The organism is Kiloniella majae (assembly GCF_002118315.1).
In the GTDB taxonomy this organism is placed as follows: domain Bacteria; phylum Pseudomonadota; class Alphaproteobacteria; order Kiloniellales; family Kiloniellaceae; genus Kiloniella; species Kiloniella majae.
This window is the reverse complement of the sequence record NZ_MTSZ01000001.1, coordinates 672,314-686,604: the sequence shown is the minus strand read 5'-3', so window position 1 is coordinate 686,604 and position 14,291 is coordinate 672,314. Positions and strand designations below refer to the sequence as shown.

The 14,291-nt window shown below is 45.0% G+C and carries 17 protein-coding genes; 8 read left to right on the top strand and 9 right to left on the bottom strand.

The features are described 5' to 3' along the window. The first annotated feature begins 102 nt into the window (after positions 1–102). The 3 genes from BKB51_RS03345 to BKB51_RS03335 all read left to right on the top strand — a co-directional run bounded on the left by BKB51_RS03345 (position 103) and on the right by BKB51_RS03335 (position 1,918). A complete protein-coding gene (locus BKB51_RS03345; protein WP_085899670.1) occupies positions 103–735 on the top strand; it encodes a hypothetical protein in 633 nt (210 codons plus the stop codon). Between the two features lie 115 nt (positions 736–850). Then, positions 851–1,489 (top strand): EndoU domain-containing protein, encoded by a 639-nt coding sequence (locus BKB51_RS03340; protein WP_085899669.1) that lies wholly within the window; start codon positions 851–853, stop codon positions 1,487–1,489. Between the two features lie 144 nt (positions 1,490–1,633). Then, the gene (locus BKB51_RS03335) at positions 1,634–1,918 is read left to right on the top strand and encodes a hypothetical protein (protein ID WP_085899668.1); all 285 of its coding nucleotides are present in this window, start codon (positions 1,634–1,636) and stop codon (positions 1,916–1,918) included. A gap of 165 nt (positions 1,919–2,083) precedes the next feature. Here the strand turns inward: BKB51_RS03335 and BKB51_RS03330 are convergent, their stop codons facing one another. The 3 genes from BKB51_RS03330 to BKB51_RS03320 are packed head-to-tail and all read right to left on the bottom strand — an operon-like array spanning position 2,084 to position 3,476. Further along, the gene (locus BKB51_RS03330) at positions 2,084–2,467 is read right to left on the bottom strand and encodes a tautomerase family protein (protein WP_085899667.1); all 384 of its coding nucleotides are present in this window, start codon (positions 2,465–2,467) and stop codon (positions 2,084–2,086) included. 43 nt (positions 2,468–2,510) lie between these two features. Next, on the bottom strand, positions 2,511–3,005 hold the full coding sequence (gloA, locus tag BKB51_RS03325; protein ID WP_338066523.1) for a lactoylglutathione lyase: 495 nt from the start codon (positions 3,003–3,005) through the stop codon (positions 2,511–2,513). 54 nt (positions 3,006–3,059) lie between these two features. Further along, a complete protein-coding gene (locus BKB51_RS03320; protein WP_085899665.1) occupies positions 3,060–3,476 on the bottom strand; it encodes a 4-oxalocrotonate tautomerase in 417 nt (138 codons plus the stop codon). A gap of 91 nt (positions 3,477–3,567) precedes the next feature. Between BKB51_RS03320 and BKB51_RS03315 the strand changes: the two genes are divergently transcribed. Beyond that, complete coding sequence (locus BKB51_RS03315) at positions 3,568–3,972, top strand: winged helix-turn-helix transcriptional regulator (RefSeq protein WP_085899664.1); 405 nt, start codon at positions 3,568–3,570, stop codon at positions 3,970–3,972. A gap of 90 nt (positions 3,973–4,062) precedes the next feature. Here the strand turns inward: BKB51_RS03315 and BKB51_RS03310 are convergent, their stop codons facing one another. Next, positions 4,063–4,902, bottom strand: coding sequence for a tetratricopeptide repeat protein (locus BKB51_RS03310; RefSeq protein ID WP_085899663.1), 840 nt, complete (start codon positions 4,900–4,902; stop codon positions 4,063–4,065). Between the two features lie 169 nt (positions 4,903–5,071). Here BKB51_RS03310 and BKB51_RS03305 point away from each other — a divergent pair, with 169 nt between their 5' ends. The 3 genes from BKB51_RS03305 (at position 5,072) to BKB51_RS03295 (ending at position 7,425) form a co-directional block, all read left to right on the top strand. Next, positions 5,072–5,653 carry a helix-turn-helix domain-containing protein gene (locus BKB51_RS03305; RefSeq protein WP_085899662.1) on the top strand — a complete coding sequence of 194 codons (582 nt, stop codon included), beginning with the start codon at positions 5,072–5,074 and terminating at the stop codon, positions 5,651–5,653. Positions 5,654–5,736: 83 nt separating this feature from the next. Then, complete coding sequence (locus tag BKB51_RS03300) at positions 5,737–6,270, top strand: GNAT family N-acetyltransferase (protein WP_085899661.1); 534 nt, start codon at positions 5,737–5,739, stop codon at positions 6,268–6,270. 375 nt (positions 6,271–6,645) lie between these two features. Beyond that, positions 6,646–7,425: a siderophore-interacting protein gene (locus BKB51_RS03295; RefSeq protein ID WP_085899660.1), complete on the top strand. Its 780-nt coding sequence runs from the start codon at positions 6,646–6,648 to the stop codon at positions 7,423–7,425. Between the two features lie 1,136 nt (positions 7,426–8,561). On the opposite strand, the gene BKB51_RS03290 is transcribed toward BKB51_RS03295, so the two are convergent. Further along, the gene (locus BKB51_RS03290; protein ID WP_125911770.1) at positions 8,562–9,389 is read right to left on the bottom strand and encodes a tetratricopeptide repeat protein; all 828 of its coding nucleotides are present in this window, start codon (positions 9,387–9,389) and stop codon (positions 8,562–8,564) included. A gap of 309 nt (positions 9,390–9,698) precedes the next feature. Between BKB51_RS03290 and BKB51_RS03285 the strand changes: the two genes are divergently transcribed. Further along, positions 9,699–10,142, top strand: coding sequence for a GFA family protein (locus BKB51_RS03285; RefSeq protein WP_085899658.1), 444 nt, complete (start codon positions 9,699–9,701; stop codon positions 10,140–10,142). 85 nt (positions 10,143–10,227) lie between these two features. Here BKB51_RS03285 and BKB51_RS03280 read toward each other — a convergent pair whose 3' ends face one another. From BKB51_RS03280 to BKB51_RS03265, 4 genes are all read right to left on the bottom strand, one after another. Next, the gene (locus tag BKB51_RS03280) at positions 10,228–10,734 is read right to left on the bottom strand and encodes a response regulator (protein ID WP_085899657.1); all 507 of its coding nucleotides are present in this window, start codon (positions 10,732–10,734) and stop codon (positions 10,228–10,230) included. A 184-nt stretch (positions 10,735–10,918) separates the two neighbouring features. Next, the gene (locus BKB51_RS03275) at positions 10,919–11,893 is read right to left on the bottom strand and encodes a zinc transporter ZntB (protein WP_085899656.1); all 975 of its coding nucleotides are present in this window, start codon (positions 11,891–11,893) and stop codon (positions 10,919–10,921) included. A 549-nt stretch (positions 11,894–12,442) separates the two neighbouring features. Next, positions 12,443–13,399 (bottom strand): DMT family transporter, encoded by a 957-nt coding sequence (locus BKB51_RS03270; RefSeq protein WP_085899655.1) that lies wholly within the window; start codon positions 13,397–13,399, stop codon positions 12,443–12,445. Positions 13,400–13,713: 314 nt separating this feature from the next. Continuing rightward, entirely contained in the window at positions 13,714–14,271 is a 558-nt protein-coding gene (locus tag BKB51_RS03265) for a MarR family winged helix-turn-helix transcriptional regulator (protein ID WP_085899654.1), read from the bottom strand. Between the last annotated feature and the right edge of the window lie 20 nt (positions 14,272–14,291).

Here is a 14,291-nt window from a genome sequence, read left to right as displayed (position 1 = left end):
ATAGCTTAAGGGGAATGATTCCCGTTATAGGTGTGTTTGATTCGTTGCTATTCCTTTTTACGAGCAATGTCGCTCGCTGTTCAATTTAGTTTGGAGATAATAATGGATTTCACATTAACACTTAATGTTGCCCCCGGAGATCTGGACATTATCAATGGCGCTCAGCAAAAGATTGCCTTGGCAAAACCTGTTGGAAATGCCAAGGCTGATGTAATCTGGCTGGCATTTGATGCCTTTGAAAGTAATACAATCCAATGGTCAGAAGAATATTGGCTCTACGCCAGTACGGCCTCTGTCACCAAAAGCGGGACAAAGATTACCAAGCTGTCCGAAGTACAACCCGGACCGGCTCTTTCCGGATCTGTTTATCCCTTTAGTGATAATGCAACTTTTGGCACGGCAGTTAAGAATCCTGATGTGCCAACGGATACCTTCTCTGCGGTTAATAATATGTCTTACGGGAAATACCCTGCCCTGACTTTTGGATTGTCTCAAACCGCGCAGGTCAATCAGGAAATTCAAAACCGCAAGCCAATTTCCGCGAGCTCTGTTTTGGCCACGCAGTCTATTCAGATTACGCCTTACACGGATGTTTATATCTGGTTAGAAGGGCATTTCCAAAGCTCGACAATTGTCACTGATATCACGGGTAATAAGGCAGTTGCCAAGTTTGGTGGTGGTGTCAATGAGATTGCCATGACCTATGACGGGAAAAGTGGCGTTTTCCACCAGTAACAAGCTCTGGCTCGCTATTTCAGAAGTAAATTCTGAAGTGATTTATTGGGTAATTCGTGACGAAATTACCTGTACTCTTTAATGAATACGTGCTGGTCTTGCAGGAGAGGCGGTAATGTCTCCCCGAACCCTTCCGTTTCTTTTCTGTGAGACTGGTGCGTGCCGAAAACGAGGGAAGATTATGAACCTAAAAGCCATGTCTAAGATTGTTTTTCAGGGACTTTGTGCTCTGGGACTTATTATTGGTGCTATGATTGCCCATGCTGGTATTGCATCGGCGCAGGTTGCCTGTGATGGAGCGCAGGATCACTGGGTTACAGTTAATGTGCCGGGAACTGATCCGGTTCAAACTGTTGAAGTTAACAGGAAGCATATTTTCTGTGGCGAAGTGAAGAAGAAAAAGGCCAAGGGTTTTCACTCGCGTCCTGGTGGAGATAATCCGGCGACCGTTGATACCTCAACCGCTGGCCTTACCCAGTACATGGTTGTTGTCGATGGTGAGGAGGTTCCTACGGGTCTTTATAACCTGACTGGTTTTGATATTACCGATAATGGTGTGACGGCTGTGAAAGCAATTTCAACGATGTTTCCGGATCATTGCAGTTATAACGATGTTTTGACTGCCATTGCGAATGCGTCAAACGGTGATGATTCCGGCCCGACTTGCCGAACAATACAGGGGGCTGATTTTCCAATTCAGGTGTATTATTTGGGTGATGGGCGCATTAACACAGCCTTCCCGATCGTGCCCTAATTTTCTGGGTTTAATTCATCTTGATTTGTTTCAGAGATGATAAATGATGAGAAGGCGGGTAAACTCTGCCTTCTTTCATTGGGATTTTGTAATGAAAAAACTTATGGCGCAAAAGTTGGGCAAAATTAAAGATTGAGGCTGGTCGTGACGCAAGAAAACCGCATAGAAGAATTTTTACGTACTGATGTACAGTTTGATTTGCAGTGGGCTGATGTTTTGATTGAAAAAGCAAAAGCAGCGCTGCAAGACACAGGCTATCAATGGGAAGGTTCCGCAAATGCGAACCTGATTTGCATTGATGGAACCGGGGTACGGTTGGAGCCCTTGCATGAGCAATATACAGGGGATCTGTTTTTGTCCCATGATAGTTTTATCGTGACGTTGGAAAACTGGAAAAAGAAAATCAAGGCTGATCGCGCACGATCCTGATGGCAATTATCCGCGTTTTATACCGGGTCGTTTTTACCTCAGTTGTTGAGTGTCTGTGATGGTTGATATAGCGGTTTGTCAGGGGAATGCGCACCCCTGACTATCTTTTTAATACTTAAATGATGATCGGGTTTCGACTACCATTAGATTTTTTGCAGGCTCACGTTAGGCAAAGGGTGCCTGACCATTACCAAACGACCAGTTTTCACGTTTTGTCTCAACCAAATTTATAATCACATCGTCTTTTGGAACGCCGGCGTCATTGCTGACGTTCTCTGCGATTGCTTCGTAAAGTGCTTTTTTCTGTTCTGTTGTTCTGCCTTCAGCACAGGAGATTTGAATGATCACCAGATCATCTGAGTGGGCGATACCCAAAAACTCTGCCGGCCCAATTAACTCGGTGCCTGCCTGATGGGAAGTCACGACCTGAAAGTAATCGTCGTTTGGAATGCCAAAAGCATCAACCAAAGCACGGTGAACGCCCTGACTGAGGGCTTTGGGGTAATGAGGGTCGTTACCCGAAGGGTGATGGATACGAACGAATGGCATGGCGTACTCCTTGGTGTTTGGGAAAGGTGATAAAATTTTTACGTTAATGACGTTCAGCGTTTGGTGTGGATATTATTTCTATCTGGTAGCCGTCCGGATCTGAAATGAAGGCTATGACGTCTCGTTGACCGTTGGTCGCGGTGTAAGCCATTGGTCCGGGTTGGCGAATGATTTTGACATCCATCGCTGACAAACGCTTACACGCGGCATCGATATCGGATACTGCAATCGCGATGTGACCAAAGCCTGAGCCATGTGTATATTCAGCGGCGGCGTAGTTGTATGTCAGTTCGATAACTGAGCTCTCGGGCTCATGGTTGTACCCCAAAAACGACAGGGTGAATTGTCCTTCTGGATAGTCTTCACGGCGCAGTTCAATCATGCCCAATGCGTCCTGATAGAAGGCAATTGACCTTTCCAGATCGCTGACGCGGATCATGGTGTGAAGAATACGCGACGGCAGGGCATCGATATTGTGTGTAAAGCCAGAGTTAGTCTGCATCTTTTCCCTCTGAAAGTTGGGCATCTGACGGAGCATCAATAGCTCCGCCAGGTGCGGCTCTATATTGGTGACTAAGGGCAGTATCCGTCCTTATCCCGCTGAGATTGCCTCGCCGATGGCAGCGTTAGTCAGGGCTTTGCCTGACATATTCCATGTACCATCGACGGTGTGAACACCGTTTGACCAGATACGATCTTTGGAGAGAGTGCCGCCTGAAAGGTCGTGGAGGATTTGAGTGGCTTCACCGAAAAACTCGGCTTGCACGGCATGATCTGCCAGGGCAAAGGAGGGGGTTTTAGTTTCAACCCAAGCACCTTCAACTGGCTTGCCACCAGAAAAGGAGTGTCCTTTTGCGATAAGGACAACATGGGTGGTTACATTTGGTGTCATTACCGTGTTCCCACTCAATCCGTGATGTTTGAGGAAAGCTTCTGTGATTTTTGAGGCGGCAACTGCTTCCTGTCCTGCAGGAAGGACGTTTTCTGTGAGTGTAAGTGTGATTGGCATAATGTGTTCTCCATTTAACTTGCAAATTGCAATACGTAAATTGTTATCGTGACGTATTGTAATTTGCAAGTTATTTTTTTATGATGCCAAAATGAAATCAGAAAACAAGATACGCAGCTCTGGATGTCCCGTCGCATTCGGGCTTGATACCTTCGGGGATCGCTGGACTTTACTGGTCATCCGCGAAATCATGCTGAGGGACAAACGAACCTATAGTGAGTTCCTGGAAGCCGAAGAGGGAATCGCGACAAATATTCTTATTGATCGACTCAAGCACCTTGAGAGTAATGGAATTGTTGAAAAAAAAAGAGACCCTGAGAACCGCCGCAGTTTTGTCTATAACCTTACGGCCAAAGGGTACGATCTTGCCCCGATATTAATCGAATTGATAATCTGGAGTGGCAAATATGATGATCGACAAAACGCCAAGCAGGATGTTTTGGAACAAATTCAGCGCGACCGTACCGGTTTTGAAGTGAAATTGCGCGGCGGATAATCGTTGCCTATCACAGGATTTTTCTTCTGTGTTCAGAAACAGGAAAGAGCCAGGTAAACAAGAATTGCCTCAGTCTTAAAGTGCTTGTACTCAGTTTTCTGTGAGCCATACATTTGCAGAATGCTCGGCCTGTCTGATTTGTTCACTGGTCAGGTCTGCGGCGATTTCCTTCATTTGCCGGGCGATGGTCTCATGACCATTGATATCGGCGAGTTGAAACCATTTATAGGCCTCGACATTTGATTGGGGAACGCCCTTACCTGCAAGATATGTTTCTCCGATGGCGACCATCGCATTTGTGTAACGTTGTTTTGCTGCCTTAAAGAACCAGTCTAGTGCTTTATCCGGATTAACAGGGGTGCCGCGCCCCTGACTGTGCATAACTCCCAAGTTGTGCTGTGCCTGTGCAACCCCTTGTCGTGCTGCGAGCAGATACCAACGGATGGCTTCGCGATGATCAAAGGTGGTGTCTTTCTCTCTATCCAGCAGAATGCCAAGGCGTAATTGCCCCGTCAGATCTCCCTGGCTTGCTGCGCGTTGATACCAATAGATCGCCTGATCAATATCGTCATCCGGATCGTCGATATCATCGTGGAAAAAAGCTCCCAGATTGCGCTGAGCCTCGACCATACCACCCTCTGCGGCGCGTTTGAGCCAGTTCAGAGATGCTTCCATGTCTTTGTCTATCCCTGATCCACCTTCATAAAGTACGCTGAGATAATACTGGGCCTTTGCATTTCCCTGATTTCCTGCATTGCTTAACAATTCGATGGCTTTGCCATATTCCCCGGCCCGGTAAGCAGCAATGCCATCTTCATAATCGCCAGCATCTGATATTTGAGGCGTAATAAGAAATATTGCCCATAGCGCAAAGAGGTAGAAGGAAAGGCGAAGTTTGAATTGTGGGGTCATTCGTTTTCGTAAATCCATTGATCTCTTTGTATGTTGTATTCGCTCGGGTTTTGATCAGGATAACTCTATCAATATCTTTCTATCATATCTTCTCACTTTTATGAGCTCTGTCTCAACCACAAACCGTCATAATGACGTTAATTTTTACGATATTGACAATTATCAAATATGAGAATATTTCTCTTATATGGGAAAATTTAATGATAATAATCAAGACAAACGTCTTGCTGAGCGTTTAAAAATCTTACGTGGTGAACGGGGGTGGGCACTTGATGAACTTGCTGAGCGTACTGATGTTAGCCGTGCAACCCTCTCTCGCATGGAAAAGGGAGAAGTCAGTCCAACCACAGCTGTATTAGGGAGGTTATGTGCGGCCTATGGAATGACGATGTCGCGTTTAATGGCCATGGTGGAGGAAAATTATTCTCCGTTGGTTCGCCGGAATAATCAGGCAATCTGGAACGACACAAAAACAGGCTTTGAGCGTCGATCTGTTTCACCACCCTCTGAAAGTCTGAATTGTGAAATTCTTGAATGCCGATTAAATCCCGGCACTGAAATCACCTATTCGGGCTTTTCTAAAAACAATTGGCCTAAAGATGGGTTGGAGCATCATTTATTGCTGAGGGAAGGGGGGCTGGAAATAACAATTGACGCGCAGTCCTACCTGTTACAGCCCGGTGACTGTTTACGCTACAAGCTGCAGGGTGCTAATTGCTTCAGGGCTGATAAAGACCGTGGGGCTTTATATACGCTTGTTGTGCTGTGAGGGTGGAGAGAGTTTTCTCGAGAGGCCTTTTGCGAGGTTCTCTTGGGAATTGTTCAGAAAAATATTTAGGTGAGTTTTGAGTGATGGGCGAACAGGGGAATATTCGATGTTTCGGCATCGAAAGTTTTGACAAAAACATAGAGGACTTGGCTTCGTTGCTTGTTGCCTGTGTTCAGGATGGGGCCAGTGTGGGGTTTGTTATGCCCTTTTCACAAGACGATAGCTTAAGTTTCTGGCGCGAAAAGGTCCGCCCTTTGGTTGTAAATGAACAGGCTGTTCTTATGGTCTATACGCTTGAAGAGCAGATTGTTGGTACTGTGCAATTGTGTTTGGCAACAATGCCTAATCAAATGCATCGAGCTGATGTTTCAAAGCTCTTGGTATCACCGCTTTTTCGTAAACGAGGTATCGCAAAATCCTTGATGATCGAACTGGAAAGGCAGGCGCAAAAATACCAGAGAACCTTGGTTACTCTGGATACAAGAACGGGTGACAAGGCAGAGCCGCTTTATCATAAGTTAGGTTATGAGACGGCGGGGATCATTCCTGGTTTTTGCCGGGACACGCACAATCCCGATCGCTTGGATTCGACGACGTATATGTATAAGTGCCTGTAATTTAAGGCCTGTATTAGACAGGCGTTTATTGAATATTGTATTACACGTATAGGGCGATTTTTTTATTTGAATTATAGAAAATATCAGCAAGGTTCTAACTAGACGGTCTTGAATGGTTCAAAAAAATTGGTGAAGTAAGAGAAAAAATATTTACTTTAAAATTAATAAGTTACGGTACTTTTTCTTTTGTTGAGAATCATTCTCATTGCATTGTCATAATTACGTCTTATATTCCCTGTAGATATACCCGCGCTGGTAATGACACTTAGGTCGCTCGCAACGCCTCGACATTGGCCAGCAATCAATGAATGGAATTGATGGTCATATACTCACCTTGTCGAATAGGGGCCAAATAGAGGCCGAATGGGGGATTAAATGAGTAAGCGTAAACCGCCGAGAATTTTAACTGTTGTTCGTAAGGAACAGCTTACGCCACATATGTTACGCGTGACATTTAGTGGAGTTGGCCTACATGGGTTTCCTGAAAATCAGGAAGGCGCGCATGTGAAGGTCTTGATCCCGCAGGGAGATATTGACCCAGCCGAATTCGTTGCAGAGATTGTAGATGGTCTGCGTCCGGTAATGCGAACCTATACGATACGTCATCATCGAGCCGATGAGAATGAGCTTGATATTGACTTTGCCATTCATGGCGATGGTGGGCCTGCGAGTAATTGGGCACAAGCTGCTTTACCAGGAGATTATATCGGGCTCTTTGGCCCTGGCCCTAAGAAGATGACTTACCTTGATGCTGACTGGTTCTTGCTTGCTGCCGACATGACAGCAATCCCGGCTGCGGCTGCGGCCTTGGAAGAGCTGCCAAAAGATGCTGTGGGGACTGCTGTTTTTGAGGTCACGTCGGAAGATGATCAGCAAATTATAGATGCGCCTGTTGGTATAGACATTCACTGGCTGGTCCATGAGAACCCGAAACAAAGAAGTTACCAGCAAAGTGATTTCATCAGAAAGATGCGGTGGCGTCCCGGGTACCCAAGCGTTTTTGTTGCCGGTGAGTCCGGCGTGGTGAAAGAACTGCGCACGCACCTTTACCAAGAACGCGGAATTCCAAAGGAAGATACCTATGTATCGGCCTATTGGAAAATTGGTTTGGAAGAGGATGCGCACCAAATCCAAAAACGCATGGCCGCGGCCTAGTCTTTTTCTACAGCAGAGAATTAAAAAAGCCTGAGATAAATAAATCTCAGGCTTTTTTATGAAATCGTTTGAGGTTAAAGCCCTGCTGAATATAGGTTTTGATTAAAACATAAAAAAATGACCCTTGCTGAATTTGTCCCCCTAACAAAGTCAACAAGAGTCAAAAAGCAGGCAAATAAATTGCCGGCCGGGTAAGGCTAGTTCAGGGTGTGCCGATAAAATAATATCGGCTATGTACTGAAATAAATCGTACTGAAATGGGTCACTCAGGAAGTGACCAAAATAAAACAGCAAGCAAAGCCAAAATATAACAGGCAGAGTAAAACCAAGTTAAGTATATAACTTAATACGACCCCCGAACTGACATCGCGTGGTGCAAAAGGAACGCTTTGTCAGTTCGGGGGAAGTTGCTTGCATGAGTATATAAACCTAATTTCGACCTAAAGTGTGAGTGAAAAGACCGTGAAAAACAATTCACGGTAAAAAGTTCAATCGCGTATATGAGGGATATTTATGCGATTCAGTCACTCATTTCTTGAAAGTTATGAAAAGCAAAGGTGCTAAATTCATAATACCAGAAGCTAATAATAGCAGAATTAATCGCAAACGGGTGCGACTATAAATTAATCGGAATGAAATTTTTAAAGAAGCTATAAAAGATATCTAAGGCAACCTGCTCAAAAGATGGCAGTAGCTTGGATTACTCTATTCTTCGGGAAATAAGCAAATCCCGATTTCTGATTAAGATGGTGCGCAGTGCGAGCGCTTCAGAAATCGGGATAAGTTGCTTGCGTGGGAGTATTGAACACGTTTTTTGGAAATATGTGGAGTGAAAAAAGCGTGAAAAAATCTCTACACTTATAGAGGGTGTGTGATTTTATGTATTGCATTGATTTATATGTGTAATTTTAAAAATATAATACCAGTTATATTATATCCAAAGTTGTTATTACAACAATTCCATGTGAAATAAACATTTGGAATTTATGTGGACTCGGTCTTTTTCGGGGCTGAAATCCTTAAATATTCCATATATTTTGTCTATATGTGTGGTTTATTTGAAGGTATGGACAGGGGTATTATCGTACTTCTTCTCTTTCTTGTCCTTAATACCACTTATATTTGAGTGGTCGTTGCTAGTGACTGGCAATCCATTCAAGAGCTTTGCTTTCTGCATCGGAAATTTGCGTTGACGTCATCTTCTTAGCCAACTCTTCTTTGAGTTCTGCACTGCCATCGGCACCGTTTTGCCCCGCAATTTCAGCCCAGCTATAAGCATCAACAATATTTTGCTCAAGGCCGCGTCCTTTGCGCAACAGAACGCTGAGTTCATATTGGGCGTCAGCAATGTTCTTATGAGCGGCTTCTTGGTACCACCTGGCTGCCTTGGCTGGATCTGATTTGACGCCTTGTCCGTTGTCATAGGCAACAGCCAGACTGTACATGGCTTCGGCAAAACCTTGACGTGCAGATTTTTTGAACCATTCATAAGCTGCGGTTAGGTCCTGCTGCACAACGAGGCCGTCAGCATACATAAAGCCAAGTTTGTATTGGGACTTTGCATAACCTTGTTCGGCAGCCTTTAAAAACCATTTATAGGCTTCTTCACCATCCATTGGACGGCCAATACCCCGGGCGTACATATTGCCCACTGTGTCCTGAGCAAGGGCATATTCGTTTCTGGCGGCTTTTAGGGTCCAGCCAAAAGCTTCTTCCAGATTTTTCTCAACGCCCTGTCCGTGTAAATAGAGGCGTCCAATGCTGTATTGGGCTTTTGCTGCGGACAGAGGATCTTTATTTGCAGCAATAGATTCATAAAGCTTCAGCGCTGTTTGATAATCACCTTTCGCATAGGCAATAACGGCATCGCTATATTCATCTGCATTACTTTCAGATACCGCTATGGGGGTGAGAGTAAGAGTGCAAAGAATCAAACCTGCATGTAGTAAAGAACTTTTGGTCACTGTGATCCCCCAATAAACTTGCTGCTGCGCCAAACATTTCTGTCTGTGTTTTCGCCCTGTGTCTTGTCGGGTGTTTTTAGATGATGTCTGGAACAGGTTGTTTTGATGTTATGCACCATAGCTAAAGTCCTGCGCGAAGGGAATATTTTAAATAGAAAACCTACTGACATAATGGTGTCAGTAGGGGGTATGTATGATCTGCTTTATGTTATAGATAACATTTGAAGTGATTGCCTGCGAGCCGAGGAAGCCATCCCGGGGAAACCATCGCAAGTATTGCTTCTATCTGAACCTAGAGGGGATAAAAATATGCCAGAAACTGATACAGTAAATGGAAATGGCCAGGCGATGACAGGTGGATGCCTGTGCGGATCTGTGAAATTCACAGCGACGGGTGTTGGTGGTGACCATGGTGTATGTCATTGCGGGACTTGCCGGAAATGGTCAGGCGGGCCAACTATGGGAATTCATGTCGAAGGCATGGAATTCGAAAACGAAGATAATGTGAAGTCATACGTGTCTTCTGATTGGGCTGAGCGAGGATTTTGCCAAAACTGCGGAACACATCTGTTTTATCGCCTGCGTGATCGCAGCATGACCGTTGTATGGGCGGGGGCCTTTGATAAAAATGATGACTTTTCACTTACCAGTGAAATTTACGTCGACAGCAAGCCCGCAGGCTATAACTTTGCCGGTGACCATCCCCGCATGACGGAATACGAATTTCTTAAATCCGTCGGCATGGCTGAATGAGGATGTGGCCTAGTAGTTGATCTTGTAATGGATCAACGTTTTCTTACTATTTGGTACGTATTAAAAGAGGAGGCTTGGCCTCCTCTTAATCGTCTTCAATTGAAATTTCCAGAAAATCATCATCTTCCTTCTTAGACGAAGGCGGAACAATCCTGTTCGGTTTTGTCCTTCTGGTTTCTTCGCTGAGGGGAAGGCGGGTTTTAAATATACCTTCGATGCGTTGACGTAAAAGTTTGGGGGATACCGGCTTTACCAGATAATCGTTTGCTCCGGCCAGGACAGCTTGTTCGACGTATTCACGTTCCGAGTGGGCGGTTAGCATGATAATGGGAATTTCTGCGATCTCTTTCTGATCGGATGCACGGATTTTTTTGACAAGGTCGATGCCTGAAATAGGCTTCATGGTCCAGTCGATGAAAATAAGATCCGCGGGTTTTCGTTGTAGTAGCTTGTAGCCGGCGGCACCATCGCCAGCCATGCGGATGTCTCTTACCCCCAAAGATGTGAGAATTGATTTAACTATGCGTTGGATAAAGGGTTCATCGTCGACAATGCAGCATTCAAGGTTTTTAAAATCCAGTTCGTAACCCACGCTTTAGCCTCTATAAGGAGTGAATGATTATTGTATGATATTATCTATGGTAGTGTAATTCCAGTGTCTTATTACTTTCTTAATGAAAAAAGCTTTCGCCCAGTCAGTTGCATTTCTCCAATAATTGAATTTCACTCACACATTATTTGCCTGCAGGCCTAAGATAACTAACGATTTGTTATATCTAGAACCATTTGAATTTTTTGAAGATATAAATCTGGATGGCAACCACAAGGACGAGTAAGCCAGAGAATACCCAAAAAGCACTGTCACTGCTACTGCCGGGTATGCCCCCAACATTAATGCCAAGTAATCCGGTCAGGAAGCCAAGTGGCATAAAGATCGCTGCGATGACCGATATGGTATACATATTTTTATTCAGTTTATCTGACAGGATATTGACCAGTTCGTCCTTGATAACCTGGGTTCTCTCACGCAGAGCATCTAGATCTTCGACAAAACGCGTAACCTGGTTAAAGCTTTCTTGCATCAGGCGTTTATCCTGATTACTGAGCCAATCAAGCTCTGCCACCTTTAGTTGAGATATGGCGTCCCGTTGTGGAGAAATATAGCGCCGGAGAATGATGACCTGTTTTCGGATGTTTGCCACCGTTTCCCGCAGCGATTTATCCGCTTGCTCCATGACGGCTTCTTCTTGTTGATCCACCTGTTCATTCAGGTCAATGAGCACAGATTCCATGCGCTCGGACAGATGGGAAATCAAAAGAGCCACGAAGTGTCCGGCATCTCTAGGGCCTTTGCCAATTTTGAGCTTGTTGGCAATATCATAAACAGCTTTGAGTTGGCGCTTTTGGGCACTGATGACCCGGTGTTGGTCTATCCACAGACGAATGGAAATCATGTCTGTGGGATCAGCCCCTTCGTGAAGATTAACTCCGCGCAGGATAACGAGTGCGCCATCACCAATTTCAGTGATGCGAGGGCGGGTTTCTTCCGCGGTAAGACTATCGACAATGAAGGGATCGAGATAAGAGATCTCTTTTTCCAACCAGTCTTGTGTGTCGGGATGGTTTAGATCGAGATGTATCCAGGCAAATTTGTCATCTTTTATCTTTTGGCTGATGGCATCTGTATCGACGATTTCCTGGCCACCACCTTGTCCGTCAAAATCATAAGACATCAGGATATGTTCGTTCATGTCGTTGCCTCATACTCGGGTTCGTTATTTGTCGAGTTATTCTTTCGTGGGAGCATGTCAAAAATATTGATTTGATATCACCCATAAACGGATATTGACACTCAGGATCGTAATTGTATGAAGATTATTCATCAATGTTGATCGGCTGGGGCGGTTTGTTTCTTTATTCTCAATATGCTGCACTTTTTTAGCCATTTAGAAAAATCGTCAGTTGTTATTTTATCTGTCAGTAAGTCCAATACTCTAATCGTACCCTCGGCTTCCGGTATAAACTCGGCTCGCCGTTAATACGTAAGAAGACCAAGCAGGATGCGATGCCGTTTGAGGGCGTCTGTTAGGGTAACAGAAAGTGAATTCCCTACTTTTCGTACTTTAGCAGTGTTGGACATAATTCATCTCGTCCTTAAAATGATATTATCCTGATAATACAAATAATTATACATATTGTATAATTATTTGCTCTTCTGTATTACCGATTAAGTGACAAGAAGGTCGTGTGGGGGGTGAGAAGTCGCAAGAAGCCTGCGATATCAAAATTCCAGGGGGCTTTTACCTATCCCCGATAGCCTCTCGCTCTTTTTTGCGTACGGCGGAACGATGGACGGTATAGAAGGTTGAGGCAACAATTATACTTGCCCCCAAAAGGGTCCAGAGGGTCGGGATTTCTGAGAAAAAGAGGATGCCGATACCGGTGGCAAAGAGCAGGCGCACGTATTCTACCTGTGCAACGGTAACAGCCTCGGCAACGCGATAGGCCTGAATGTAAAACCACTGCATGGCAGAGAGCAACAAGGCAATCAGGATAATGATTAACACCTCGCTTAGGGTTGGGGCTGTCCAATACCACCAGGCGGGACCCGCCATGAAAAGCGTAACGAGAAGGGATTGATAAACCATGATGGTTGATGGCTTGTCGATTTGTGAAACCTTGCGCAGAATAATCATAATGGCGGCAACAAAAAAGGCTGAAATCACGGCTAAAACAGCGTAGATATTAAATTCCCCGGTATCAGGGCGAATGATCACCAACACGCCAATAAACCCGATAATTGTGACCGACCAACGACGGATACCCACCACTTCGCGCAGGAAGACAATGGCAAGAAGTGTGGTGAAAAGTGTGCGAACAAAGCCAATGGCGGTGACCTCTGCCAGGGGCATATAGACGACGGCGGTGAACCCTGCGCTCATGGCGACGAAGGAAAAGGCGCCGCGGAGAAGATAAAGTTTCCAGACGCTGGTTTTAAAGGCAGAGGAACCTGATTTAATAATGATCGGGGCAATCATGATCAGGGCAAAAAGCTGACGGATAAAGAGGATTTCAAAAACGGGTACACGCTGCCCGACGACCTTAATCAAAGCTCCCATAATCGAACCGCTCAAGGTGGCGAAAAGAACGAGAATAGCCCCGCGGATATTGCCGGGGATTGTGTTCCATCGCCCCGAAAATTCGGGAAGGAGATCTTCTAACCAGTATGTTGATATGCGTTCGGGTACGAACTGCATGCTGCGAAAGTCCTCTGTTATCCTGCCCTTGTAGGGAGGAAATAATTGGCCCGTTTGACACAGGTCAGGGTGATACGACGTCCTGTTAAGGTGAGCGATGTCAGATCTTTGTCAGTGAAAAGTTGATTCTGGCAAAGGCTGGCTCTGATCTGATGAAGAGGAAGAACCAGTACAGGCGTGTGAACAAGGTGGTTCGTCTGAAATGTATAAACAGACAAAAGCTCTGCAATCTAACAGAGCTTTAAATTCGTTATAGCTTGCGCCTCTTTTAAGCGGGATGCAATGGGGATTTGTTATATGTGTATGATTTCAAATTAAGCCGGGGTTTGTTCTACACAGATTTTTTCACTCTCAATGTCGCACAAAGGCTCTTTAAGCAGATCGCAAAAATGTGGGGACCCGGATTGATTATTTTTCCTGAAATGCCGACATGTGTTGCATATGCCAAAAGGTTTGTTGCCGTCACTTCTCAGTTTGGCGAGGAGTAATTTTTCCAAAGCAAGAGTGATATCGTTTTGTTCATTGGCTGGAAGATCCGATAGCATTCTCTGAAAAGGTTTCAGTGCGTCTTCCTTGGCAAGATTTTCACCTGCTGTTGTTAGTTTGAGAGCCACTGCACGTTTGTCATGTAGATCTTGAGTTTTGGCCACAAATCCCTTTTTTTCCAGCGTCATCAAAGTTTGGGATATCGTGCCTTTGGTTGCGCCGAGATAGATGGTTAGGGCGCCGGGGCTACGCGAAAAACGATTAGCCTGTGCGAGATAGCGTATTGCATCCCATTGTGCAGGCTTGAGGCCCTTAGAATGACCATCATGGTTAACCAAGCGAGAAAGTCGGGATAACAGGTTGATAAATTGTTGTGGCTTATTCATCCAATAATAGTATCGAGTAA

What these genes read in the sequence shown, in the direction of transcription:
- BKB51_RS03340 (WP_085899669.1), top strand. Translation starts at nt 851, where the DNA reads ATGTCTCCCCGAACCCTTCCGTTTCTTTTCTGTGAGACTGGTGCGTGC.
- gloA (WP_338066523.1), bottom strand. Translation starts at nt 3,005, where the DNA reads ATGCTCCGTCAGATGCCCAACTTTCAGAGGGAAAAGATGCAGACTAAC.
- BKB51_RS03275 (WP_085899656.1), bottom strand. Translation starts at nt 11,893, where the DNA reads ATGAACGAACATATCCTGATGTCTTATGATTTTGACGGACAAGGTGGT.
- BKB51_RS03330 (WP_085899667.1), bottom strand. Translation starts at nt 2,467, where the DNA reads ATGCCATTCGTTCGTATCCATCACCCTTCGGGTAACGACCCTCATTAC.
- BKB51_RS03315 (WP_085899664.1), top strand. Translation starts at nt 3,568, where the DNA reads ATGAAATCAGAAAACAAGATACGCAGCTCTGGATGTCCCGTCGCATTC.
- BKB51_RS03270 (WP_085899655.1), bottom strand. Translation starts at nt 13,399, where the DNA reads ATGCAGTTCGTACCCGAACGCATATCAACATACTGGTTAGAAGATCTC.
- BKB51_RS03305 (WP_085899662.1), top strand. Translation starts at nt 5,072, where the DNA reads ATGGGAAAATTTAATGATAATAATCAAGACAAACGTCTTGCTGAGCGT.
- BKB51_RS03300 (WP_085899661.1), top strand. Translation starts at nt 5,737, where the DNA reads ATGGGCGAACAGGGGAATATTCGATGTTTCGGCATCGAAAGTTTTGAC.
- BKB51_RS03310 (WP_085899663.1), bottom strand. Translation starts at nt 4,902, where the DNA reads ATGGATTTACGAAAACGAATGACCCCACAATTCAAACTTCGCCTTTCC.
- BKB51_RS03320 (WP_085899665.1), bottom strand. Translation starts at nt 3,476, where the DNA reads ATGCCAATCACACTTACACTCACAGAAAACGTCCTTCCTGCAGGACAG.
- BKB51_RS03345 (WP_085899670.1), top strand. Translation starts at nt 103, where the DNA reads ATGGATTTCACATTAACACTTAATGTTGCCCCCGGAGATCTGGACATT.
- BKB51_RS03295 (WP_085899660.1), top strand. Translation starts at nt 6,646, where the DNA reads ATGAGTAAGCGTAAACCGCCGAGAATTTTAACTGTTGTTCGTAAGGAA.
- BKB51_RS03265 (WP_085899654.1), bottom strand. Translation starts at nt 14,271, where the DNA reads ATGAATAAGCCACAACAATTTATCAACCTGTTATCCCGACTTTCTCGC.
- BKB51_RS03285 (WP_085899658.1), top strand. Translation starts at nt 9,699, where the DNA reads ATGCCAGAAACTGATACAGTAAATGGAAATGGCCAGGCGATGACAGGT.